This window comes from Micromonospora taraxaci, from assembly GCF_007830095.1.
In the GTDB taxonomy this organism is placed as follows: Bacteria; Actinomycetota; Actinomycetes; order Mycobacteriales; family Micromonosporaceae; genus Micromonospora; species Micromonospora taraxaci.
Window position 1 is genome coordinate 5,487,816 of sequence record NZ_VIWZ01000001.1, and the last position, 23,775, is coordinate 5,511,590.

Below are 23,775 nucleotides of genomic sequence, written 5' to 3' on the forward strand. Positions count from 1 at the left end.
GCAAGACCGCGCAGGTCATATGACGAATTTCCGGAAGTTTTCAGCGTTGACGCCCGGACATAGACGGCCTTAACGTTTCGAGCAGGTTTCCGGTCACCGGCCGGAACTACCGGCCCTCCGGCCGCACCCGGCCGCTCCGCCCCGAATCCGCTCCTTATCCGCCATAACCGGACCCGCACCTTCTTGATCGACAGTTGTCGATCAAGGGTCTGGAAAGGAAGGCACATGAAGCTGAGACAGTGGACCACCGTCGGAGTGGTCGCCGTCGCGACCGTCGCGGCGTTGAACACCGTGCCGGCCACCGCGAGCCGGCCGTATGACCCGACGGCGCAGAGCCTCGGCGCCCTGGGTCTCCGCCACGGCCTGCACGTCGGCACCGCGGTGAACATGGATGCTCTCAACGACGCCGGCGACCCGCAGTACCGCGCGCTGGCCTCCTCCGAGTTCGCCTCGGTCACCGCCGAGAACGTGATGAAGTGGGAGGTCCTGGAGCCCACCCGCGGCACCTACAACTGGGCGGCGGCCGACCAGTTCGTGGAGTTCGCCAAGCGCAACCGGCAGAGCGTGCGCGGTCACGTGCTGGTCTGGCACAACCAGTTGCCCGCCTGGTTGACCAGCGGCGTCGCCGACGGCTCGATCAGCAAGCAGGAGCTGCGCGAGCTGCTGCGCAAGCACATCACCACCGTCGTCAACCGCTACAAGGGCAAGATCTGGCAGTGGGACGTGGTCAACGAGGCCGTCAGCGACCCGTGGGACACCCCGTCGACCCTGCACTACAAGGGCTTCTGGGCGCAGAACCTCGGGCCCGGCTACATCGCCGACTCGTTCCGCTGGGCGCGGGCGGCCGACCCCAAGGCCCTGCTGTTCTACAACGACTACAACATCGAGGCCTTCGGCTCCGGCAACCCGGCCGACGACAAGACGCAGTTCGTCTACGACATGACCAAGGGCCTGCGCGCCCAGGGTGTCCCGATCGACGGCGTCGGCGCCCAGGGCCACCTGGGCACCCAGTACGGCAACTTCGACACCCTCCAGGTGACCGCCGCGTTGAAGAAGTTCAGCGGGCTCGGCGTCGCCACCGCGTTCACCGAGGTCGACGTCCGTAGTCAGATGACGGAGGCCGTCCGGGCCGGCAACTCGGAGGAGATCAACCCACGGTTGCAGGCGTCGGCCGCCAACTTCAGCGTGCTGATGAAGGCGTGCCTCGCCGTGCGGAGCTGCCTGTCGTACACGGTCTGGGGTTTCAGCGACAAGTACTCCTGGGTGCCGGACTGGTTCAACGACCCGCCGGAGGGCCTGGCCACCATCTACGACGAGAACTACCAGCCCAAGCGGGCGTACAACGAGTTGAAGTCCGACCTGATCTTTGCTGGGCCGCCGTACGTGCTGCCTCGGATCGCACCCAAGCCGCGCCGCTGACCCGACGGCCCGGCTGATCCGGCGACGCGTGCGTCGGCGTAGGGACCGTGTGGGGCGCGGCGGAGCCCCACACGGTCCCTACGTCACCACGGACGTCGGTGTTCGACTCACGTTCGGCTGGACCGTTCCGCCATCCGGACGCCATCGGAGGTGCTGGTGCCGGTTCTACCGGTTTATTGATGGTTTTGGTGTCACTATGGCAGGCGTGGGAACTGCGAAAACTGCCATGCCTGCCATCTCGCCGCTCACCGGCGATCCGATCAAGCGGGCCGATGCCGAGCGACTCGCTGGGGTGCTGAAGGCGTTCGCCGATCCGGCGCGACTCCGGCTGCTCAGCCTGATCCAGTCGGCGCCGGACGGTGAGGCCTCCGTCAGCGACCTCACCGGGGCGCTCAACCTCTCCCAGCCGACAGTGAGTCATCACCTTCGGATCCTCACCGAGGCCGGCCTGCTGGAGCGCGACAAGCGCGGGGTCTGGGCGTACTACCGCCTGGTGCCCTCCGCCATCGCGCAGATCGCCGACCTGCTGACGCCGCCCCGGAAGCGGGCGACGAAGAAGGCCCGCTGACCGGGCGCTGCCTCGTCACATTCGATCGAGGGTTCGGATGCCGAGCAGGTGCAACCCCTGCCGGAGCGTCCGGGCGGTCAGCTCGGCCAGCAGCAGCCGACTCTCCCGCAGGTCGTCCGGCGCGCGTAGCACGGGGCAGTGCTCGTAGAACGCGTTGAACGCCGTGGCGAGCCGGTGCAGGTAACCGGCGAGTTGGTGGAATTCGAGGGTCCGCTCCACCTCGGTGACCACCCCGGCGAACCCGAGCAGCTCGACTGTCAGGGCCCGCTCTGCCGGCAGGGCGAGCACGAGGGGCGCGTCCACCCGGGCATCCGTGCCGGCCCGCCGGAACATCGACCGGACACGGGCGTACGCGTACTGGAGGTAGGGCGCGGTGTTGCCCTCCAGCGAGAGCATCCGCTCCCAGTCCAGGACGTAGTCCTTCGTCCGATCGGTGGACAGGTCGGCGTACTTGATCGCGCCGATGCCGACGGCGCGACCGATCTCGGCGGCGGCCTCGGCGTCCAGCTCCGGGTTCCGGCTCAGCGCCAGGTCGCTGGCGCGGGCCACCGCCTCCTCCAGGAGCCCGACCAGCTTCACCGACTCACCGGCCCGGCTGCGCAGCATCCGCCCGTCGGCGCCGAGGATCGAACCGAAGCCCAGATGTTCGGCGTGAGCCGGCGGACTCAGCCAACCGGCGGCCCGGGCGACGGCGAACACCATCGCGAAGTGCTGCCGCTGCGGCAGCCCGACGACGTACACCAGCCGGGTCGCGCCCAACTCGCCGGTGCGCTGCCGCAACGCGGCCAGGTCGGTTGCCGGATAGCCGTACCCGCCGTCACGCTTACGCACGATCAGCGGCAACGGGTCCCCGCCGCGACCGACGAACCCAGGCGGGAACACGCAGTCGGCCCCGTCGCTGGGCGTCAACAGCCCCAACCCGTCCAGGTCGTCGACGACACCGGCGAGCAGGTCGTTGTAGGCGCTCTCGCCCAGGAAGTCGCCCTCGGACAACGTCACGTCGAGCAGGTCGTACACGGTCAGGAAGTACCGCTCGGACTGCTCCACCAGCAGCCGCCACAGCCGTGACGTCCGCTCGTCGCCGCCCTGCAGTGCGACCACCCGTGACCGCGACCGTTCCCGGAACGCCTCGTCGGCGTCGAACTTCAGCCGGGCCGCCCGATAGAAGGTGTCCAGGTCGCCCATCGACAGCTCGTGCGCCGCCTCCGCCCCGCCGAGGTCGGCCAGGTGCTCGATGAGCATGCCGAACGGCGTACCCCAGTCACCCAGGTGGTTGACCCGCACCACCCGGTGCCCGAGCCACTCCAGCAGCCGTACCGCCGCGTCGCCGATGACCGTGGACCGCAGATGCCCCACGTGCATCTCCTTGGCCACGTTCGGCGCCGAGTAGTCGACCACCACGGTCTGCGGCGCGGTCGTGGACGGCACCCCGAGCCGGGCGTCGCCGGCCAGCCCGGCGGCCAGGTCGGCCAGTGCCCGGTCGGCGACGGTCAGATTGAGGAAACCCGGCCCGGAGACCTCCGCCGACGCGCAGACGTCGTCGAGCACCGCGCGCTCCAGCACCGCGGCGGCGATGTCGCGCGGCGGGCGACCGAGCCGCCGGGCCAGCGCCAGCGCCGCGTCTGACTGGAAGTCCGCGCGCGGAGACCGCCGCACCAGCGGGTCGACCGGGCCACCGGCCACCTCCGCGAACGCTGGCGCCAGCCGGTCGGACAACAACCTTTCAAGATCCATGAGTACGCCGATCTCACTCGGACCCGCGCTGTCACGCGAGCCGTTCAACGGGGAGATGCGGGCGGACCGGGAACGACCAGTCGGTGACCGGCGGCTCGATCCGCCGGTCGCAGGAGAACAGGTCAGCGCGGGCGGGCGACGGATCGCCGGCGTCGCGCACCAACCAGGACGTCACACGACGCTCCGGTGCAGGGCACGATCACGCTGGTCATGGCAGCAGCCTAACGGCTGGTCCGGTGTGGCGGCACCCCGGTTTCGGCAGGTCCGGTTACCGTCCGATGGCGGTGTGTGGTCGTTTCGGCCGACTCGTAGCAGGGAACTGCCCGGGACAACCGAGGGAGGATCATGAGCCGACACCGACCGACGTCGACCGCCCGTACGCGCGGCGTCCTTGCGTTGATTCCGCTGGTGGGAAGCGTCGCACTGGCCGCCTGCACGTCCACCGAGGACCCGCCGGGCTCGACCCCGTCGATGGCGGCCCCGACGGTCGCCTCGGCATCAGCGAATCCGACCGACGCGCCGACGCCGGGGGCCAGCACCCCGGCGACCATCCCGACGTCGGCCTTCGTCGAGTTGCCGACCGAGTTGCGGAAGTCCCCCCGGCGGACGACGCCGGTGACGGACGCCCTACCGACGATGTGCGGCAACGAGTTCGGGACCGGGGGTCGGCAGGTCACGGCGAGCGCCGCGATGACCAACACCTACCAGAAGGCCGGCGCTACTGAGGCTGACGTGCCGCAGGGCCTGATCCACCAGGTCATCTTCACCTTCGACGGCGACGGCGCGTCGGCGTACCTGGGACGTCTGCGTACCGACGTGCAGGCGTGCCCCGCCTACGACCAGTCCGGAAACCGGGTCACTGTCAAGAGCGAGCCGCTGACCGGCGTCGGCGACGAGGCGCTGCTGCTGACCCGCACCTGGGCCGAGACGAGCCTGAACGGAGAACGCACCGGCGACACCGCGTCCAGCCAGATCGCCGTCGCCCGGGTCGGCAAGGCGGTGACGGTCTTCAACGACCAGGGGTGGGAGGGCACCAGCGGCAACTCCACCATCCTGGACCGGGTCGTCCGCGACGGCGTACGCACCATCGACGCCTGGCAGCGGTAGATCACCCGGCTGCCCCGCGGGTCAACGGCCGAACGCCAGATAGAGACCCAGGCCGAAGTTCACGACCAGGATGATCGCGCCGACGACGGCGAACCAGCGCTGCCATGCCGTCCACCGGACCGTCCGCTCGGACTCGACGATGCCCGCCTCCTCCACCCGCATCGCCGCGATCTTGTCGCGCTCACTGGTGTCACGGCGGTTCGAGGTCACGTTGGCGCTGAGCAGAGACGCGTTGGCGCGTATCTCCTCGGTGAGGGACCCGAGTGCTTTCGTCATCGAGTCGATCGAGCCATTGATCTGTCGCAGGTGCTCATCATGCCCCTGCAGACGCTGCTCGATCCGGCCCGCGTCCTGACCACGCGCGTAGGCGGCCGCCTTCTCCGGGGTGTTCTCCGGGCTTGTCACTGTGGATGCATGGTGCTCGTGAGACTCATCAACGCCACCTCCTACTGACCCGCACCACCCGGTCGATGCATCAGTCGTACCACTTGCGGGCGCCGAACACCACTGCCGGAATCCGACAAAACCGCAGGTCAGAGGCGTTCTTCAAGACCACGTCGTGCGCGAGTCAGGGGTGCCGGACGGTGGCCCGCACCAGCCCGGGAGACAACCACTGCGGTACGACGCCCCCGAGCCCGTACATCCCGGGTGGTAGGCCTATCGGCAACTCCGGCATGACGACTCACCAGCGGTCTGATTCCTAGGCTGCCACCCGTACCCGTCACGCGACCGAGGGGATCCACGATGTCCATCCGTCACCTGCTCGCCGCCGCCGTAGTCGCCCCGCTGGGGGGCATCGAACCGGCGGCCCCGGCAGCCGCGCACGTCTCGGCCCAGCCGATCGCCGCCGCTGCTCTCTCCATGAGTTCCGGGCGTTTCGGCGCCAGTGCGGCCGTCCTGCTGGGGCTGGTCGGCGCCATCGTCGGCGGGCTGGCTCTGGCCCGCCCCGCCAGTCGCATCGGCGCTGCTTCGGGGCGCCTCGGAGCCCTCTTGGCCCTGGCGACAGGGCTGGTCGGCATGGCGCTCGGTGGTCTGGTGGTGGCCACCTCCGACAGCGGCATCGGCACCGGAAACGGGCGAGGCGGGGCCTTTGTTGCTCTGGCAGTCGGACTGGTCGGAGTGGTTCTCGGCGGGCTGGCCCTGGTTCGCGCCCGCCGCACCGGCCGCCTGACCGGGTGACGGGCTGACCGTTCCGGCGCAGGCGCCGGTCGTGGCTCTGCCGCCCAGCCGGAGACCGTGGTCAGGAGCGGGCGAGCCAACCGGGCACGGTCAGGCCGGACTCGTAGGCGAGGATCACCAACTGGGCCCGGTCCCGCACCTGCGACTTGGTCATGATCCGGCTGACGTGCGTCTTGGCGGTGGCCGGACTGAGTACCAGCCGTGCGGCGATCTCGTCGTTGGACAGGCCCGCGGCGACCAGGGCCAGCACCTCACGCTCCCGCTCGGTGAGCACGCTCAACCGCGGTTTGGGGTCCGGATGCGTCGCCCGGGTGGCGAACTCGGCGATCAGTCGGCGGGTGATCGACGGCGCGATCAGCGCGTCGCCCCGGGCGACCACCCGGACCCCGTGGATCAGCTCCGCCGGCTCGGTGTCCTTCACGAGGAAGCCGCTCGCGCCGGCCCGCAACGCACCGTAGACATATTCGTCCAGGTCGAACGTGGTCAGGATGATCACACGGGCTTCGGTGCTCGCAACGATCTCCCCGGTGGCGGCGAGGCCGTCCCGCACCGGCATCCGAATGTCCATGAGGACGACGTCCGGCCGCAGCTGCGCGGCGAGGCGCACCGCCTCGGACCCGTCGGCCGCCTCGCCGACCACCTCGATGCCGTCCTCACCGTCCAGGATGGAACGGAAGCCCGCGCGCACCAGGGTCTGGTCGTCGACGATCAGCAGCCGGATCATGCCGGCTCCGACGTCGGCGCCGGGCGGGGACGCAGCGGCAGGCGGGCGTGGACCCGGAATCCGCCGTCCGGCCGCGTACCAGTGGTCAGTGAGCCGCCGAGCGCGCGGGCCCGCTCGTGCATGCCGAGTATTCCGCTGCCCGGCGCGCCGGGCGCGCCGGTGCCGTCGTCCTCCACCTCGACCAGCACGTCGTCACTGTCGGATCGCACCCGGACCACAGCGGTGGCGGCCCTGGCGTGCCGGGTGACGTTGGTGAGCGCCTCCTGGACGATCCGGTACACCGCCAGGTCGACCTCCGGCGGCAGCGAACCGACCTCCGCGAACTCGGTTCGGATGTCCACCTCGGAACGCCCGACCGTCGTGATCAGATCGTCGAGGCGGCGCAGGCCCGGCGCGGGCACGACCGGCGCCTCGCCCTCCTGCCGTAGCGCCCCCAGCGTCGTTCGCAACTCACGCAGCGTCTCCTTGCTGGCTTCCTTGATCGCGGTGAGCGCCTGCTCGGACCGGGTGGGGTCCGGTCGGTGCAGTGCGGCACTGGCCTGGACGTTGATCAGCGAGAGGTGGTGGCCGAGGATGTCGTGCAGGTCGCGCGCGATGCGCAGTCGCTCCTCGGTGGCGCGTCGCCGCGCTTCCTCCTCCGTCCACTGCTTGGCTGCCACTGCCCGGGCCTGCGCCTCGGCAAGGTAGGCCCGGCGGTTGCGGGTGACCCCGACGATGACCGCGACGAGCCAACCGGCGTGCAGCAGCGTCGCCCCGTTCATGGTGTCCGGGGATCGGTTGTAGCCGTCCGCGACGGCGAAGGCGATCACCGAGGCGAGACCGAGACCGACGGCGACCCGGAGATGGCCCTCGTCGACGACTGTGTAGAGCGCCACGACGAACACCAACATGATCGGGCCGGGCTTGTGTAGCAACGCCCCGTACGCGCCGACGGCGGCAAGCGCCACGAGGCCCACCGGCACCGGGTGGCGACGGCGGACGGACAGCGCGGCGGAGGAGGCCAGCACCACCGGAAGTGCCGCCCATTCGGCGACGGTGTCGATGCCCCGCGACTGCACCACCAGGCCGACGAGGGCGACCAGACCGACGGCGAACACCAGGGCTGTGTCCGCCGGTCGACCACGCCATCGCGACACCGACATGGACCGCAGCCTAACCTCCCCACGACCGGCGGAGAACGGCCTAACCGCTGGGTGAGCCCGATGAAACGGCCCGTCCGCGCCGGCGTTGGTGGTCAGCGGGAGGCCGAGGGCGGCCGAGGATCCCCGGCCGGGCTGGTGTCGTAACCGGCGGCCTGGAGGGCGAACAGCTCGGCGTACCGACCGCCGGTGGCGACGAGGCCGTCGTGCGTGCCGGCCTCGACCAGCCGGCCGTGGTGCAGGACGAAGATCCGGTCGGCGTGACGGACGTTCGCGAGCCGGTGCGTGATGAGGATCGTGGTGGCTCGACCTCTCCGGTCACGGATGGCCTGGAACAGGGCGTCCTCGGCGCGGGGGTCGAGCGCTGAGGACGGCTCGTCCATGATCAGCAGTTCGGCGTCACGCAGGAAGCCACGGGCTGCGGTGATGCGCTGCCACTGCCCACCGGAGAGGTCCTGGCCACGAGCGAAGGTGCGGTCGAGCAGTGTCTCGTACCCGTGGGGCAGCTCGTTGATCATGTGGTGGGCCACCGCGCGGGCGGCGGCGGCCTCGATGCGCTCCTGCCGGGCCTCGGTCTCGACGTCGCCGATGGCGATGTTGGTGGCGGCGGTGAACGGCCACTTGTGGTACTCCTGCGTCACCACGGCGATCCGGGCGCGCAGCCCGTCGACGTCCCAGTCCGACAACTGTCGGCCGTTCCACTCGATCGTGCCGTCGCTGGGTACGCGGAGGCCGGCGATCATCGCGGCGAGGGTCGTCTTGCCCGAGCCGTTCTCCCCCACGAACGCGACCGTCTGCCCAGCGGTGATCCGCAACGTCACGCCGTCCACGGCAGGGGTGTCCCGGTCGGGGTAGCGCAGGCTCACCCCCCGGACGCTCAACTCCCGCAGCCGTTCGGCACCGGCACCGGGTCGGGTGGCCTTCGGCAGGTACGCGACGGCCCGCGCCATGAAGCCCGTGTAGTCACCGAAGTGCTGCCCCTCGGTGTAGACGTGGTCGACCTGGAAGGTGGCGATGGCCAGGGATCGCTGGGCGGACTGCACCGCGATGACGCAGGTCGCCGCGGCGGCGAGAGGGATCTGCCCGTCCAGGAGCAGCAACCCGAGCAGGACGTACACGGTGCCTGTGCCGAGACCGCCGATGAGTGCACCGACGGTGGTGGTCGTGGTGACCCGGCGGGCGAGGGCGAGTTGGATGTCGGTCTCCACCCGCATCACCCGGTCGTACTGGTCGAGCAGGAATCCGCGTAGCCCGTACGAGCGCAGCTCCGGCGCTGAGGCGCGTTCGGCCATCAGCTTGTGCAGCAGCCACAGTCGACGCCGACGCACCGACCCGGCGGTGTACGTCCGGTACCGCAGGTGCCCGGACCGCAGCGACGCCCAGGCGTTGGGCACCGTGGCGACGACCAGCGCCAGCAGCAGCAACGGGTGGATGATGACGACGGCGGCCGCTACGGCCAGGAGCCCGGCCAGTCCGGCGAGCAGGTTCATCGACGCCTGCACCAACCCGATCGTCGACTCGGTCCCCCGGGAGGCCCGTTCCATGTCGTCGGCGAACGCGTCAGCGTCGAACGCCTCCAACCGCACTGCCGTCGACACCTCGAACAGCCCCCGCTCCACCTCGCGGCTCACCCGGGGCGTCAGCCCGTTCTGCGCGTACCCGGTGGCGATGCCCATGCCGGCGCGGAGCGCAACCGTCGCCGCCAGCACGGCCAGCGCGGGCAGCGCCGCCCGCACCTTGTCGGCGGTCGGTCCGCCGGCGAACAACTCGACGAGGACCCGCTGCGTGGCCAACAACCCGAAGGCCGCCATCACCCCCGCGCCGACCGTCGCGGCGGCCACCACGCCGGTACGAAGTCGGTCCGCGCGCCAGCTGATGCCCAGCGCTGTCCGGACGAGCCTGGGTAGTTCCGCGAACACGGCGAAGACGCCGGCCTCCGCCCGCGCCCGCACTCCCGTCTCCCACCACATCTCGCGTAACTCCGGCAGCACCGACTCCGCCCGCTGGTTTGGTGGAGTCGGTCGGGTCCCTGCGGTGGCGGTCTCGATCATGGGCGTACCTCCCGAGCGGCGCAGCCGTCGCCAGTCCGCCGGTCGGCGGTCGGAGTGGCGGGTTTCTGGAGGATTGGACCACCCCAATGTTGCTGTGGGCAATCTGATGATCACTGACAGTTATTGACGTCTGCTGTTTCCAGTGAGCCGTTCACCCGGTGACCGTCGGTCATCCCTCGCGGAGGACGTCGAGATTCCTCTGCAGCGCTGCGGCGATCTCGCCCGCCGCGACGATCTGATCCGGCGTGAGGGCGTCGACGAACAGCTCGCGGATGGCGCGTAGGTGCGGAAAGGTGGCCCCTCCGAACGCCTCGGCACCGGTCGTGGTGAGCAACACCTCCGCCCCTCGGGGCACTGTCGCGCACTCCTGACGGCGGATGAGACCACGTCGCTCCATCCGCCCCAGGTGGTGCGACAGGCGGCTGCGCTCCCAGCCGATGTGTGCGGCGAGTTCGGACGACCGCATCGACTGACCCTCCGCCTCACTGAGAGCGAGGAGCACGGCGTAGTCCCCGGTCGAGAGCGAGGAGTCGCTCTGGAGACGGGATTCGAGTCGGGAGCTCAGCGCTGCCGTCGTCTCGATGAAGTCCCGCCAGATCCGCAACTCCTCGGCGGTCGGGAGTTGGCGGCCGCCCCGCCGGCCGGGTGTGGTCTCCGTCATCTCACTCTCCCGGGAATTGACGCGTCAATCGCCAAGTTAGCATCATTGACACGTCAACCGGTAGGTCTACTTCCGTGGATCGCCGGCTGCGAGAGCACCGAGGAGGAGACGATGGCAGCTGCAGACTTCGAGCTGGGGCTCAACTCGTTCGGCGAGGTGGCCACCGACGGCGACCGCGTCCTGAGCGACGCCGAGACCGTACGGCTGCTCGTGACCGAGGCACGACTCGCCGAGTCGGTCGGACTCGACGTGTTCAGCCTGGGTGAGCACTACCGGGAGGGTCACAACGACTCCGCGACACCCGTGTTGCTCGCGGCAGCCGCGACGGCGACCGAGCGGATCCGCCTCGGCACCTCGGTCACGGTGCTCAGCACGAACGATCCGGTACGCCTGTACCACGAGTTCGCGACCCTCGACGCCGTCTCGAACGGCCGCGCCCAGATGGTCCTCGGCCGCGCCTCGGCGACCGAGTCGTTCCCGCTGTTCGGTTACGACCTGGCCGACTACGAGCGACTGTTCGAGGAGAAGCTGGATCTCTTCCTGCGACTTCAGCGCGACGAACCGGTCACCTGGTCCGGGACGGTGCGAAGCGCTCTGGTCGACCAGCGCCTGCACCCCCGGATGCAGCCCGGCGGCATCCCGACCTGGATCGGCGTCGGGGGCAGCCCGAACTCGGTGGTCCGCGCCGCCCGGCACGGCCTCCCGCTCATGCTCGCGATCATCGGCGGGCGACCCCAGCGGTTCGCCGGCCACGTGGACCTCTACACCAAGGCGCTCGAACAGTTCGGGCATACCCCGCAGCCAATCGGGCAGCACTCTCTCGGCCTTGTCGCCGACACCGACGAGGAGGCGGTGGAGACGTGGTGGCGGTACTGGCAGCCGGTCGCGGCGGCGCTCGCCAAGGAGCGTGGCTTCTACAAACCGGACCGCGCACGCTACGAGGCGGAAATCGGCCACGGGGCGCTCTTCGTCGGATCGCCCGAGACGGTGGCGCAGAAGATCGCCGGAGTCGCCCGCGACCTGCGGCTGAGCCGCTTCGACCTGAAGTACGACATCATGCACCTCCCCCGCGACGCACGCGCGCGCACCATCGAACTGCTCGGCAGCGAGGTCGCTCCGCGGGTCCGCGAGTTGTTGGCAAAGGAGCCCACCAATGTCTGACGTTCTGTTCGGCCTCGACACGTTCGGCGACGTACCGAACGACGACTCCGGCAAGCTCGTCTCCCACGCCGCGGCGATCCGGCAGGTCGTCGACGAGGCGGTGCTCGCCGACCAACTCGGCGTCGACGTCATCGCCCTGGGCGAGCACCACCGGCCGGAGTACTCGGTGTCGACGCCGGAGACGGTCCTGGCCGGCATCGCCACCCGTACCTCCCGGATCCGGCTGGCCTCCGGCGTGACAGTGCTGAGTTCGGACGACCCGGTCCGGGTTTTCCAGCGCTTCGCCACCGTCGACGCGCTGTCGAACGGTCGGGCCGAGGTCATCCTCGGTCGCGGCTCGTTCACCGAGTCGTTCCCCCTCTTCGGTTACGACCTGCGCGACTACGACACGCTGTTCGAGGAGAAGATCGAACTCTTCGTGAAGCTGCTGGACGAGAAGCCGGTGACCTGGAGCGGCACCCTGCGGGCGCCGCTGGAGAACGCCGACGTCTTCCCGAAGACCGAGTCGGGTCACCTGAGCACCTGGGTCGGCGTCGGCGGCTCGCCGCAGTCGGTCGTCCGCACCGCCCAGTACGGCCTCCCGCTCATGCTCGCCATCATCGGTGGCGCCCCCGAGCGGTTCGCGCCCTACATCGACCTGTACCGCCGGGCGGCCGACCAGCTCGGCACGACCGCGCACCCGGTCGGGATGCACTCGCCCGGCTTCATCGCCGACACCGACGAGGAGGCCAAGGAGATCTACTGGCCGCACTACCGGGTCATGCGGGACCGCATCGGCAAACTGCGTGGTTGGCCGCCGATCCGCCGGCAGGAGTTCGACTCCGAGGTGGAGAACGGTTCCCTCTACATCGGTTCCCCGGAGACCGTGGCCCGCCGGATGGCCCGTGCGATCCGCAGCCTCGGTGTCGGCCGGTTCGACCTCATCTACTCGGCCGGAGCACAACCGGCGAGCGCCCGGATGCGCGCCGTGGAGCTGTACGGCTCCAGGGTGATCCCCATGGTCCGCGACATCCTGGCCTGATCAGCCCGTCACACCGAGAGGACGACATGAACGACAACGACCGGAGCCGGCCCACGACCCTTGGCATCCTCGGGGCCGGCAAGGTGGGAACGGTGCTGGCCCGCCTCGCCGTCGCCGCCGGCTACCGGGTGTTGGTAGCCGGCTCCGGCGACCCGGCGAAGATCGCGCTCACCGTCGAGGTCCTCGCCCCGGGGGCGGAGGCCACAACGGCCCTCGACGCTGCGGCACGCGCCGACGTCGTCATCCTCGCCCTGCCACTGGGCAAGTACCGCAGCGTCCCCGTTGACACACTCCGCGGCAAGCTCGTCGTCGACGCCATGAACTACTGGTGGGAGATCGACGGCATCCGCGACGACCTCACCGACCCGCGTACCTCGTCGAGTGAGACAGTGCAGGCCTTCCTGTCCGGCTCACGCGTCGTCAAGGCGTTCAACCACATGGGCTACCACGATCTCGAGGACGAGGCCCGGCCGGCGGGCACGACCGACCGCAAGGCCATCGTGATCGCTGGTGACGACGCCACCGACGTCAGCGCCGTCGCGTCCCTGGTGGACGCACTCGGCTTCGATCCGGTCGTCGCCGGCCCGCTGGGCGAGGGGGTACGCCTCGAACCCGGTAGCGAGCTGTTCGGCGCGAACGTGAGCGCCGACGACGCGCGGGCCATGCTCGACCGCTTCCCCGAGTCGGAGCGTGGACGGATCATCGCCGACGCCCGAGAACAGTCCTAGCCGTCCCGGCGGCCGTCGCCACGATCCGCGCAAACACGATCCGCGCAACATCAGGGATGTTGGTGTCTCCCAAGCTCCGGAGGCAGCACTATCCATGAAGTTGGGCGGATCTTGGGCGCGAGGCGCGTGCGTTCGGTCAGCGGTTGTCGTACCCGAAGGCCCTTTGCGGGTCGAGGCGCTGTCCCTCGGCGTACTCCTTGTCGAACGCGGCGGCGCCGAGGGCCTCGGTCGCTGCGGCGCGCATCGTGGCGAGATCGGCCGCGTCGTCCGGGTCCGGCACCTGGCCGATCGCCGCGAACGCCGCGTCCGTGACACCGATCATCCGCGCCGTCCGCGCGTGGTCGCCCTCGGCCGACGCGAGCGCGGCGCCGGCGACGCAGACGTACGGCACGAAGTCGGCCCAGGCGTTGCGGAACACCCGCTCGCGGTTCTCGGCGAACAGTGTCCTCGCCACCTCGAGGTTGCCCAGCCCCAGCTCGCAGAACGCCAGGTTGTGGTACTCGGAGTTGACCGTCTGGGGTTGGCCCAGCGTCTCGTTGAGCGCGATGCTCTCCCGATACAGGTCCCGGGCGCGGACCAGGTCACCGGACATCCGCGCGACGCCGGCCAGCACGTGCCTCGGCCGTTCCTCGAGGCTGCGGTCACCGGAGCGCAGCGCCACCTCCAGGGCCTCCCGCGCGCGGGCCTCCCCGCCCGGCAGGTCACCTCCGCGGATGGCGACCCGGGCCAGGCTGTAGCGGGCCTCTACCTCACCTGCCGGGTCGCCGGCCGCCTGCGCCCGCTCTATCTCGGCCTCGCTCATGCGCACCACGGCGTCGGTCTCGCCTCGGCGGAAGGCCGAACGTACGTTCTCGCTGAAGCTCATGGCCTTCTCCCCCATCAGGAAACAGTTCGATCGCGCCGTCACTGCGTCGCGAACATCGTCCAGTTCTCCACGAGCGCGAACCCCATCGACTCGTAGAGCGGCCGGCCCATCGGGCTGGTGTGCAGGTAGGCGGCGTCCGCGCCGGCCGCGATGCCATCGCGCAGCACCGTTTCGGTGAGCGTGCGGCCGAGGCCACGACCCCGGGCGGACGGTACGACGCCGATGTTGAACACGCCGATCACGCCGGAGGTCATCATCCCGAGGGCGGTGCCGACGGGACGGTCGGACTCCTCGGCCAGATAGCCGGTCACACCGTCGGTGTCGAGCACCGCACCGCCCATCAACGAGCCGAAGGCGCCTTCGGGCGCCTCGAAGCTCTCGGTGAGGGCGTCGGTGTACGTGTCGTTCTCGGTGGCACCAACCCGACGCACCGGAGTCCGCTGCTGGGGCGGGTCAGGCCGGAACGCGATGTCATCCGTGGCGCAGGCCAGGAAGGGCATGACGCTGCGTCCCCTCAGCCCGTGCCGGGCCGCGAGGTCGACGACCGCGGCGCCCGCCTCACCCCGAACAATGATCGACCAGTGCGGAATGTGCCTGGCGACCTCGGTCGCCAACTCGTCGAGCGACTCAAGATCCGGGTCGGTGGTCAGGTCGAAGACCCCGTTGAGCGACGAGAGGCCGGCGTGGGTGATCCCCGCGCGAGCGGTGCCCCGCTCGGCGTACCAGCCCTTCGGGGTCACCTGGCAGAGGGCCGCGATGGCGTCGAAGTACGCGGTCGCCAACCGGTCGGCGGTGGTGCTCATGCCTGGTCTCCCCCATCGAACGGTCGTCCTGCCAGAACGCCAACCTAGCCAGCGACCTCTTACGTGAGCAAACGTGACGATCCGGGCACTTCGTAACGCGCCGCACCGATCAGGAATCAAGAAGCCCCGGGGCGCACGTCCGGCCTAGCCTTTTTCCAGGCAGCCGGCAGCACACCGAGCCGGACGACGAGAGGGAGCCCGAGCATGGCCGCGAAGACCACCACCACCGATTCCGACGGCTTCACCGCCGAGGAGCGCGCCGCGATGAAGGAGCGCGCCGCCGAGCTGCGCGCCGAGGGCAGGAAGGGCGCGAAGAAGGCCGACGGGTTGCAGGCAGTCCTCGACCGGATCGCACAGATGGAGCCGGAAGATCGCGCGCTCGCCGAGCGCGTACACGTGACGGTGACCGCAGCCGCCCCGGAGCTGTCGCCCAAGACCTGGTACGGCATGCCCGCCTACGCGAACGAGGACGGCAAAATCGTCGTCTTCTTCCAGGACTCCGGGAAGTTCAACTACCGGTACTCGACGCTCGGCTTCCAGGACCCTGCCAACCTCGACGACGGGGACCTGTGGCCGGTGGCGTACGCGCTGCAGAACTGGAGCCCCGAGGTGGAGAAGAAGATCACCGCTCTGGTGCGGGCTGCGGTCTCCTGATCTCTGCGGGCATCGGGGCAACCGCCCTGGCACGACCGGCCTGAGGTGAGCGATGATCGAGATCGGAGCTGAGGGAGGCGGACAGTGCGGACGACGGGGCGCGGGCGAGCGGCGAGACGAGTCACTCGGTGACGGCGAAGGCAGGCCAGGCGTTCGACATCGGTCGGGCGGTGTCCGACATCGAGTCGCTGCTCGCCGTCGAACTGCCCACCGACGGCGACCCGGTCAGTGAGGGAGACCCGGCCACCGGGGAGTGGGCCGGCACCCGGGGGGCGGGCTTCCAGATCATTCCGCTCTGGGAGAGCGACGACCTCGTTGGTGTGTACGGCGCCGACTGGAACGAGGCCGAGGATGCCGCGATGGCGAACCTGGCCCTCGTCACAGGTGAGCTGGACCGCCGCTGGGGGCCGCACCGCAGGGTGTCCATGCACGTACCCATGTTCCGGAAGCAGGCCGGCACACCGATGCCGGTGCTCTTCCAATCGCTGTCCGACATGGACTGCTACGGCGACCTCGCGGTCTGGGGCCCGACGACGGCCGATGGTCGATGGGTCGCGGTCTCGGTCAACCAGTGCGACGGCGACGCCCCGATGATCATGACGGCGGTGGCCAGTCGGTTCGCGATCACCGAACTGCCGGAGTGACGAGTGCCGATCACTGATCACGCTTTGGCCATCGCGGCGGCGGAAGCCGGCGCCGCGGTCGTCCGTGCTCGATACGGGTCGTCGCTCACGCGCTTCATGAAGATCGGAAACGACTTCGCCACCACCGTGGACATCGACGCGGAGAAGGCCATCCTCGACGTCCTACGCGGGGCGCGTCCGCACGACGTCGTGATGGGCGAGGAGAGCGGGCGCACGGGCACTGACGGAAACGGACGCACCTGGCTGGTCGACCCGCTCTGCGGCACTGTGAACTACGCCGCCCGCACCACGCTGGTCTCGGTCAACGTCGCGCTGCACACCGGGACGGGCAGCGCCGTTGCCGCGTCGGCGGACCCGTTCAGCGGTGAGGTGTTCTGGACCGACGGCAGCGCCGCGTACCTCCGCTGCGCCGGCACGGACGAGCGACTTGTCCCGTCGGCCGAGTCGAAGCTGGTCGACGTCAACCTCGACCCGCCGTTCCCCAGCAGGGACGTCTTCCTGGCGGCGCGGATGCTCGCCGACGACGACTTCATCGATCAGTTCCATCCACGGGTGGTCTCCACCAGCCTGGCCGTGGCATGGGTCGCCGCCGGTCGCCGCGCCGCCTATGTGACGGACCGCCGCGACCTGAGCCGCAGCGTCCACTTCGCGGCCGGAATCGCCCTCTGCCAAGCAGCCGGTTGCGTGGTCACCGGGCTCGACGGCGAACCGCTGCACACCGGTGGGAACGGTCTGATCGTCGCCGCCGACGAGCGGACCCACGCCGCCCTGCTGACCCTCGTCCGGAGGCAACGCACCGCGACGACGTGACGCTTGACATGAAGTACGGTTGAGGTCTTAGCCTCCCGTCCGTCACCTCAGCCTGTTGTCGGAGGGAATCTGATGCACCTGCCACGTCTTCTCCGCCCGCGTACCGTCGCGAGCGCACACTGCGACCTGCCCTGCGGCGTCTACGACCCGGCCCAGGCTCGGATCGAAGCCGAGTCGGTCAAGGCGATCTCCGAGAAGTACCAGGCCAGCGACGATCCGGAGTTCCGCACCCGCGCGTTGGTCATCAAGGAGCAGCGCGCCGAGCTGGTCAAGCACCACCTCTGGGTCCTCTGGACCGACTACTTCAAGGCACCGCACTTCGAGAAGTACCCCCAGCTGCACGACCTCTTCAACGAGGCCACCAAACTGGCCGGCGCCGGCGGCGCGAAGGGCGCCGCCGACCCGGAGGTCGCCGAGCGACTCCTCGGCAAGATCGAGGAAATCTCGAAGATCTTCTGGGAGACCAAGCAGAGCTGACCCAGCGGAACCGGGTGGCGTCGGCCACCCGGTTCGGCGCACCACGTTTCAGGAGGACCGCATGGCGTCGCGCACCGATCTCGTCGAAGAGTTGATGAGCCGTCATCCGCAGGTGCCGCGAGAGGCGGTCATCAAGGAGGACCTGCTGCGCGGCGGGCTCGCCTTCGACGACGCGGCGTTGACCGACAACGAGAACGGCAACGTCAAACCGAAGTCGTACTTCATCTTCTCCTTCGACCACCGGACGCTCCCGGAGTTGGGGACGGCCGCGTTGCGCCGACCGCCCGAGGAGATCGTGCTCACCGGGGGCCCGTACGAGCTTCGTCGTACGGTCGTGTCGGTCCGCACCAACCCCAGCTCGCCGTACCGCGTCGGAACCGACAGCGACGGCCGGCTGCGCCTGTTCCTGGACGGGCGGGCGATCGCCGACGTCGGGCTGCCCCCGATGCCGGCCTACTACCGCCACACGCTCGCCAACGGAAAGTCGGTGATGGAGGTCGCCCCGACGATCCAGTGGGGCTATCTGATCTATCTCACCGCGTTCCGGGTCTGCCAGTACTTCGGCGCGAAGGAGGAGTGCCAGTACTGCGACATCAACCACAACTGGCGGCAGCACAAACAGGCCGGTCGACCGTACACCGGTGTCAAACCCGTCGACGAGGTGCTGGAAGCCTTGGAGATCATCGACCGGTACGACACCGAACATGCCTCGCAGGCGTACACGTTGACCGGCGGCAGCATCACCTCGCAGGTCAACGGGCTGGCCGAGGCGGACTTCTACGGCCGGTACGCGCAGGCGATCGAGGAGCGGTTTCCGGGGCGGTGGATCGGAAAGGTCGTCGCCCAGGCGCTGCCCCGAGCCGACGTGCAGCGCTTCCACGACTACGGGATCCGCATCTACCACCCCAACTACGAGGTGTGGGACAAGCGGCTGTTCGAGTTGTACTGCCCGGGCAAGGAGCGCTACGTCGGCCGGGAGGAGTGGCACCGCCGCATCCTCGACTCCGCCGAGGTGTTCGGTCCACGCAACGTGATCCCGAACTTCGTGGCGGGCGTCGAGATGGCCGCCCCGCACGGCTTCACGAGCGTGGGCGAGGCGATCGACTCCACCACCGAAGGGCTTGAGTACTTCATGTCGCGCGGGATCACGCCGAGGTTCACCACCTGGTGCCCGGAGCCCACCACACCGCTCGGGCGGACCAACCCGGAAGGCGCACCGCTCGAATACCACGTCCGCCTGTTGGAGGCCTACCGGGCGACGATGGACGCGCACGGGCTGTCCAGCCCACCCGGGTACGGCCCGGCGGGGCCCGGCCGAGCCGTCTTCTCGGTCAGCTCCTTCATGGACACCCTGCCGTCCGCCGATTCCTGACGAGCGCCGGCGGGGGCAGCACCGGAGGCCACCCCCGCCCGCGTCACCGCACTAGCTGGCGTACGTCTCGAATTCGGCGACTCGGGGCGTACCACCGGAGCTGTTGATCTTGAAATTGATCTTGCTCAGCGAGGTCGCGGAGAAGGTGATCGAGCCCGCCCCGCTACCGGAGGCCAGAACGGCGCCGTTGTCGTTGTTGACCAGTTGCCAGGACCCGATCGAGCCCTGGGTGCCGGACGGCTCCCGGATGACCACCCGGGACACCCGGGTGGCCGAGCCCCACTTGATCGAGATGGTGCCGGTCGATCCGGCCGGTGACCAGTACGTGGTGATGTCGCCGTCGCGCACGTTGCCGTAGCTCGTCCCACTGGCCTTGCTGGAACCGTCGGCACCGGCGCCGAGGCTCAGGTTGGTCCCGCCGGACGGCGGTGGGGTGGTCGGCGGGGGCGTCGTGGGCGGAGGCGTGGTCGGCGGCGGAGTGGTCGGCGGAGGCGTGGTCGGCGGAGGCGTGGTCGGCGGCGGGGTCTGCGGAGAGCAGCTGCCGTTCGACACCCGCAGGCCCGTGTTGGCGCCCACCGTCTGCCGGACGATCTCCGGCACGCAACTCGCTCCGTCGAGGCTGTACGGGTACGGGATGCCGACGGTGGTGGTGGACGTCAGGTTGGGGCCCGCCGGGTAGGTCTCGCTGCCGGCGCTGGACCAGGTCACGTTGTCGAGGATGTTGCCGCTGACCTGCCAGTAGCCGCGCTCGCTGGTGTAGAAGGTGCCGAGGACGTCCTTGGAGTTGCGGAAGTAGTTGTTCTCCACCTTGGCCTTGGCGCCGGCCCGGGAGTTGATTCCGGACTCGTGCAGGCTCACGTAGTGGTTGTTGTAGATGTGGGCAGTGCCGCCGCGTAGCAGCGGCGTACGCGAGTCGATGTTCTCGTACAGGTTGTGGTGGTAGGTGATGAAGCCGTTCGACAGGTCGCTCTCGCTGGACCCGACGAGGCCGCCCCGACCGGAGTTACGCAGGATGCTGTAGGAGAGCGTGACGTACTGGGTGTTGTCCTTCATGTCGAAGAGCCCGTCGTAGCCCTCCGACTCCCCGCCCGAGGCTTCCAGGGTCACGTGGTCGACCCAGACGTTGCGGACGGTGCTCTCCATGCCGATGGCGTCCCCGCCGTTCGAGGTGGGTGAGCCCGACTTCTTGACGTTCCGGACGGTCACGTTCTGGATGATGATGTTGCTGGAGTCGCGGATGTGGATGCCGAGCTGGTCGAAGACGGCCCCGCTGCCGACACCGAGGATCGTGACGTTGCTGATCTGCTTGAGCTCGATCACGCCCGCCGCGGTGTTGCAGCTCGGCCCGGAGACCTTGCTGGTGTTGCCGTGGTTGATCGTCCCGGACACCTCGATGACGATCGGGGTGCTGCTACTGGCCCGGCCGCACAGGGCGGCGTGGATCGCCGTCCCCGTGGTGGCCCGCACGGTCTGACCGCCCGCGCCGCCGGTCGTCCCGCCGTTCTGGGTGGCGTAACCGGTGGCGCTGCCGACCGCCGCCGACGCCTGGGGGGTGGGCAGGGCCACCCCGACCGCGATCCCCACGGCTGCCGTGGCCAGCGCCGCCTGAAGTCGCAACGCGACTGGTCGTCTCATCTCGCCTCACCTTCGCATTCGTTCCGCCCACGGCGTCGCCTCGACGGTCGTCGCGACCACACCGCCACACCTTTACGAATAGGCGGACGTGAATCACAGAAGAATTCATCGAAGTCGCATAAGCCCTGGTGGAAGCAGGGTTTCACCGGGCGTTCGCAGCGCCACTGTCGGCACTGACCGCCCGGCCTCTAACGGAAACATCGATGTAACGCAATCGTAGGAAAGCGGTTTCCGCAAAGGCAAGGGTTGACGTTTGCAGGTTTGTTGCAGTGCCGGGAGGCCCGGCCTGACCCAACCCCGGGCGGCCAGCCCTGCGCCTCCGAGTATTGACACCGCAGGGCGCGCCATCGATGCTCTGCTAAATCAGTTTAGCGACGGTCTTCATCTCTCTCCGACATCGCTGGCTGAGCGCACCACCACCGAGAAAGGACTCGCATGAGACTCCGAAACGGACTGATCCCGCTCGCCGCCACCCTCGTGCTGGCCAGCGCCTCCGGCACGGCGTACGGCAGCGCGAGCGGCAAGCCCGGCGCCGACGACGGAATCCGCAGCATCACCCCGATCACCACCGTCTACACGTACGGCCAGAAGGTCTCCGCGGTCGCGATCGAGTACGGGGCAACGGTCAATCCCCGCACCCTCGACACCGGCACGTTCTCGGTGAGCGACACCGTCTACAACTTCCGCTTCAACCCCATCGAGGACCTGCCGAAGCTCGCCGACCGGACCGTCACCCGCACCTACACCAACGGGGTGCCCGGCACGCGCAGCGACCACCGGTCGGCGCCGGGCAGGTACGTCATCGTCGAACTCGACCCCGCCGACACCGGCGGCTCGACGGTCATCGTCTCCAAGTGCCCGACCTTCCTCTGCACCGTGAAGGTGAACCCCGAACTGCCCACCCGGGTCGTGCAACGCAAGGACGTGCACGCCCAGCCCGGCCGAGGCGTCGGCAAGGGCCCGGTGCTCGCCCGGGCCACCCCGCGCGAGTCCCGGCCGGTGACCGAGAAGCCGGTCAGCCAACTGGTCGACGAGTTCACCTACGGCTCATACCTCAGTGGCGGCATGGTGCTGCCGTACCACTACCACCTGCCGAAGAACTACCAGCCCGGCCGCACGTACCCGCTGATGGTCGTCCTGCCCGGTCACGGGATGGGCTGGGACGGCGACAACCTTGGTGTCCAACTCGCCGCCGACATCCCGGCCACCGCCTGGTTGCAGCCGGAGTGGACCGGCACCTCCGAGGACGTCATCGTCCTGGCGCCCCAACACCAGCGGGTCGGCGGGGCCGCCGAGGCGGACCTGCTGATCAAACTGCTCGACCAGTTCGTCGGCCAGTTCGCGGTGGACACCCGCCGGGTGTACGCGACCACTGTCTCGTACGGCTCCCAACTGCTCTGGGCGGCGTTCGCCAAGCGGCCGGACCTGTTCGCCGGCGGTCTGGTGACCGGTGGCTTCCCGGTCAACACCACACAGGCGACAGCCATCGCCGCGGCCGAGGTGCCGGTGTGGATCACGCACGGCGAGCACGACCACCTGCTCAACGTGTCGGGCGCGCGCAACTCCACGACGCTGCTGCGGCAGGCGTACGAGGCCCGGGGCAAGAGCCCCGAGCAGGCCGCCGACCTCGTGCGCTACACCGAGTACGCCGACTCAGCGTTCTCGTTGCCGGACTACCACGCGGCGTTCGGCCCGACCTACGAGGACAGCAGCATCCTGCGGTGGCTCCTCGGCCAGGCGAAGCCCGCCACCTCTGGCAACTGACGGTGCTGAGCCGGGCGACGTCTCGCCGCTGATCCGGCAGCGCTGATCCAGCGCCCGGTGATCATCGCGAGGCGTCGCCCGGCGTCCGGCCGGAGAGGGTCCGGGGGTCAGTTCAGGCAGGTGCGGAGGGCGGCGGTCAGCCGGTTGGCGCGCTCGTCGCCCATCCCACGCATCTGGTTGACCACGTACCCGAACCCCACCTGGTGCTGGGCGTCGGCGAAGGCCAGGTTGCCGCCCGCGCCGTCGTGGCCGAAGCTACGCTCGCCCAGCAGTGGCCGGGCCGGCGGTGAATGCAGCAGGAAGCCGCTCCCCCAGCGTTGCCCGGTGTCCGGCGGGCCGTGCCGCTGCTGGCCCCGCGAACGGACGACCACCGCGTCGTCCACCGACGCGGCCGTCAGCAGGCGGCCGTGCTGGATGTCCGACACGCAGGCCGCGTAGAGGCGCGCGAGGCCGTCCGCGGTGCTCACCGCGCCCGCGCCGGGAACGCCTGCGGCCCGGATGGCCGGGTCGTTGAAGCTGACCAGACCATCGTCGTCGGCGGGGAAGGCGAAGGCGCCTCCCATGGTGATTCCGCGTTCGGCGACCGGGTCGACGAACGGGTCGGCGTCCGGAGGTGGCGCCAGGCCCCAGGCGACGGTGTCACTCTCGGCGGCGGGAAGCCCGAGCCAGGTACGCAGACCGAGCGGCTCCGCGACGACCTCGGAGAAGTACGCGCCGGGCAGCTGGCCGGTGATGCGGCGGATCACCTCGCCGACCAGCCAGCCGTAGGTCATCGAGTGGTAGCCGTGCGCGGTGCCCGGCTGCCACAACGGGGTCTGCGCCTCGATCGCCTTGATGACCGGATCCCACGCCAGAACCTCATCGAGGGCCAGGGGCCGGTCCAACGCGGGCACGCCGGCCTGGTGGGTGAGCAGCCACCGCACGGGGATGTCCGCCTTGCCGTGCTGCCCGAACTCCGGCCAGTAGCGCGTCACCGGAGCGTCGAGGTCGAGCCTGCCCTGCTGGACCAGGAGGTAGGCGCAGATCGCCAGGATTCCCTTGGTGCAGGAGAAGACGACGACCGGCGTGTGCGCGGCCCAGGGGCGTCCGGTGCGCGTGTCGGCCACCCCGCCGTACAGGTCGACGACCTTGCGGCCGCGCACGTAGACGGTGGCGGCGGCGCCGACCTCCCCCTGGGTGGCGAAGTTGTCGCGGAACACGTCGGCGACGCGGCCGTAGCCCTCGTCGGCATGGCCGTGGATCTGCGGCTGTGTGAGCAC

24 protein-coding genes are annotated in these 23,775 nt (G+C 69.6%); 13 read left to right on the top strand and 11 right to left on the bottom strand.

Going from position 1 to position 23,775, the window contains the following annotated elements:
- Positions 1–225 precede the first annotated feature (225 nt).
- Together FHU34_RS24765 and FHU34_RS24770 are read left to right on the top strand one after the other, a co-directional pair.
- The gene (locus FHU34_RS24765) at positions 226–1,419 is read left to right on the top strand and encodes an endo-1,4-beta-xylanase (RefSeq protein WP_145784565.1); all 1,194 of its coding nucleotides are present in this window, start codon (positions 226–228) and stop codon (positions 1,417–1,419) included.
- A gap of 226 nt (positions 1,420–1,645) precedes the next feature.
- Positions 1,646–1,987, top strand: coding sequence for an ArsR/SmtB family transcription factor (locus tag FHU34_RS24770; protein ID WP_088990648.1), 342 nt, complete (start codon positions 1,646–1,648; stop codon positions 1,985–1,987).
- Positions 1,988–2,002: 15 nt separating this feature from the next.
- Here the strand turns inward: FHU34_RS24770 and argS are convergent, their stop codons facing one another.
- Together argS and FHU34_RS33115 are read right to left on the bottom strand one after the other, a co-directional pair.
- The gene (gene argS, locus FHU34_RS24775; RefSeq protein WP_145784567.1) at positions 2,003–3,721 is read right to left on the bottom strand and encodes an arginine--tRNA ligase; all 1,719 of its coding nucleotides are present in this window, start codon (positions 3,719–3,721) and stop codon (positions 2,003–2,005) included.
- Positions 3,722–3,752: 31 nt separating this feature from the next.
- Positions 3,753–3,896 (bottom strand): hypothetical protein, encoded by a 144-nt coding sequence (locus FHU34_RS33115; RefSeq protein WP_167524898.1) that lies wholly within the window; start codon positions 3,894–3,896, stop codon positions 3,753–3,755.
- Positions 3,897–4,066: 170 nt separating this feature from the next.
- On the opposite strand from FHU34_RS33115, the gene FHU34_RS24780 reads away from it, so the two are divergent.
- On the top strand, positions 4,067–4,828 hold the full coding sequence (locus FHU34_RS24780; RefSeq protein ID WP_145784569.1) for a hypothetical protein: 762 nt from the start codon (positions 4,067–4,069) through the stop codon (positions 4,826–4,828).
- 21 nt (positions 4,829–4,849) lie between these two features.
- Here the strand turns inward: FHU34_RS24780 and FHU34_RS24785 are convergent, their stop codons facing one another.
- Positions 4,850–5,233 carry a hypothetical protein gene (locus FHU34_RS24785; RefSeq protein WP_145784572.1) on the bottom strand — a complete coding sequence of 128 codons (384 nt, stop codon included), beginning with the start codon at positions 5,231–5,233 and terminating at the stop codon, positions 4,850–4,852.
- Between the two features lie 339 nt (positions 5,234–5,572).
- On the opposite strand from FHU34_RS24785, the gene FHU34_RS24790 reads away from it, so the two are divergent.
- Entirely contained in the window at positions 5,573–6,007 is a 435-nt protein-coding gene (locus tag FHU34_RS24790) for a DUF6223 family protein (protein ID WP_145784574.1), read from the top strand.
- A gap of 61 nt (positions 6,008–6,068) precedes the next feature.
- Here the strand turns inward: FHU34_RS24790 and FHU34_RS24795 are convergent, their stop codons facing one another.
- The 4 genes from FHU34_RS24795 to FHU34_RS24810 form a co-directional block, all read right to left on the bottom strand.
- Positions 6,069–6,731: a response regulator gene (locus tag FHU34_RS24795; protein WP_145784575.1), complete on the bottom strand. Its 663-nt coding sequence runs from the start codon at positions 6,729–6,731 to the stop codon at positions 6,069–6,071.
- On the bottom strand, positions 6,728–7,873 hold the full coding sequence (locus FHU34_RS24800) for a sensor histidine kinase (RefSeq protein ID WP_145784577.1): 1,146 nt from the start codon (positions 7,871–7,873) through the stop codon (positions 6,728–6,730). Before FHU34_RS24800 ends, FHU34_RS24795 begins: the two co-directional genes overlap by 4 nt.
- A gap of 92 nt (positions 7,874–7,965) precedes the next feature.
- On the bottom strand, positions 7,966–9,921 hold the full coding sequence (locus tag FHU34_RS24805) for an ABC transporter ATP-binding protein (protein ID WP_145784579.1): 1,956 nt from the start codon (positions 9,919–9,921) through the stop codon (positions 7,966–7,968).
- 169 nt (positions 9,922–10,090) lie between these two features.
- Positions 10,091–10,582 carry a MarR family winged helix-turn-helix transcriptional regulator gene (locus tag FHU34_RS24810; protein ID WP_145784581.1) on the bottom strand — a complete coding sequence of 164 codons (492 nt, stop codon included), beginning with the start codon at positions 10,580–10,582 and terminating at the stop codon, positions 10,091–10,093.
- A gap of 111 nt (positions 10,583–10,693) precedes the next feature.
- Between FHU34_RS24810 and FHU34_RS24815 the strand changes: the two genes are divergently transcribed.
- Genes FHU34_RS24815 through FHU34_RS24825 form a run of 3 tightly spaced genes read left to right on the top strand, consistent with a single transcriptional unit; the run spans position 10,694 to position 13,492 of the window.
- Positions 10,694–11,743 carry an LLM class flavin-dependent oxidoreductase gene (locus FHU34_RS24815; protein WP_145784583.1) on the top strand — a complete coding sequence of 350 codons (1,050 nt, stop codon included), beginning with the start codon at positions 10,694–10,696 and terminating at the stop codon, positions 11,741–11,743.
- A complete protein-coding gene (locus tag FHU34_RS24820) occupies positions 11,736–12,764 on the top strand; it encodes an LLM class flavin-dependent oxidoreductase (RefSeq protein WP_145784585.1) in 1,029 nt (342 codons plus the stop codon). Before FHU34_RS24815 ends, FHU34_RS24820 begins: the two co-directional genes overlap by 8 nt.
- 26 nt (positions 12,765–12,790) lie before the next feature.
- Entirely contained in the window at positions 12,791–13,492 is a 702-nt protein-coding gene (locus FHU34_RS24825) for an NADPH-dependent F420 reductase (RefSeq protein ID WP_145784587.1), read from the top strand.
- 136 nt (positions 13,493–13,628) lie between these two features.
- On the opposite strand, the gene FHU34_RS24830 is transcribed toward FHU34_RS24825, so the two are convergent.
- A complete protein-coding gene (locus FHU34_RS24830) occupies positions 13,629–14,357 on the bottom strand; it encodes a tetratricopeptide repeat protein (RefSeq protein ID WP_145784589.1) in 729 nt (242 codons plus the stop codon).
- A gap of 38 nt (positions 14,358–14,395) precedes the next feature.
- Complete coding sequence (locus tag FHU34_RS24835; protein ID WP_145784591.1) at positions 14,396–15,160, bottom strand: GNAT family N-acetyltransferase; 765 nt, start codon at positions 15,158–15,160, stop codon at positions 14,396–14,398.
- Positions 15,161–15,364: 204 nt separating this feature from the next.
- Here FHU34_RS24835 and FHU34_RS24840 point away from each other — a divergent pair, with 204 nt between their 5' ends.
- The 5 genes from FHU34_RS24840 to FHU34_RS24860 all read left to right on the top strand — a co-directional run bounded on the left by FHU34_RS24840 (position 15,365) and on the right by FHU34_RS24860 (position 19,117).
- On the top strand, positions 15,365–15,814 hold the full coding sequence (locus tag FHU34_RS24840) for an iron chaperone (RefSeq protein ID WP_145784593.1): 450 nt from the start codon (positions 15,365–15,367) through the stop codon (positions 15,812–15,814).
- Positions 15,815–15,942: 128 nt separating this feature from the next.
- Entirely contained in the window at positions 15,943–16,458 is a 516-nt protein-coding gene (locus FHU34_RS24845; protein WP_145784595.1) for a hypothetical protein, read from the top strand.
- 3 nt (positions 16,459–16,461) lie between these two features.
- Entirely contained in the window at positions 16,462–17,268 is an 807-nt protein-coding gene (locus tag FHU34_RS24850) for an inositol monophosphatase family protein (protein WP_145784597.1), read from the top strand.
- A 72-nt stretch (positions 17,269–17,340) separates the two neighbouring features.
- Positions 17,341–17,745 carry a superoxide dismutase, Ni gene (gene sodN / locus FHU34_RS24855; protein WP_145784599.1) on the top strand — a complete coding sequence of 135 codons (405 nt, stop codon included), beginning with the start codon at positions 17,341–17,343 and terminating at the stop codon, positions 17,743–17,745.
- 61 nt (positions 17,746–17,806) lie between these two features.
- On the top strand, positions 17,807–19,117 hold the full coding sequence (locus FHU34_RS24860; RefSeq protein WP_145784601.1) for a radical SAM protein: 1,311 nt from the start codon (positions 17,807–17,809) through the stop codon (positions 19,115–19,117).
- 51 nt (positions 19,118–19,168) lie between these two features.
- Here FHU34_RS24860 and FHU34_RS24865 read toward each other — a convergent pair whose 3' ends face one another.
- Complete coding sequence (locus FHU34_RS24865; protein WP_145784603.1) at positions 19,169–20,752, bottom strand: pectate lyase family protein; 1,584 nt, start codon at positions 20,750–20,752, stop codon at positions 19,169–19,171.
- Between the two features lie 435 nt (positions 20,753–21,187).
- Here FHU34_RS24865 and FHU34_RS24870 point away from each other — a divergent pair, with 435 nt between their 5' ends.
- Positions 21,188–22,516, top strand: a complete 1,329-nt coding sequence (locus FHU34_RS24870; RefSeq protein ID WP_145784605.1) for a prolyl oligopeptidase family serine peptidase — start codon at positions 21,188–21,190, stop codon at positions 22,514–22,516.
- 107 nt (positions 22,517–22,623) lie between these two features.
- Here FHU34_RS24870 and FHU34_RS24875 read toward each other — a convergent pair whose 3' ends face one another.
- Positions 22,624–23,775, bottom strand: coding sequence for a serine hydrolase domain-containing protein (locus FHU34_RS24875; RefSeq protein ID WP_145784608.1), 1,152 nt, complete (start codon positions 23,773–23,775; stop codon positions 22,624–22,626).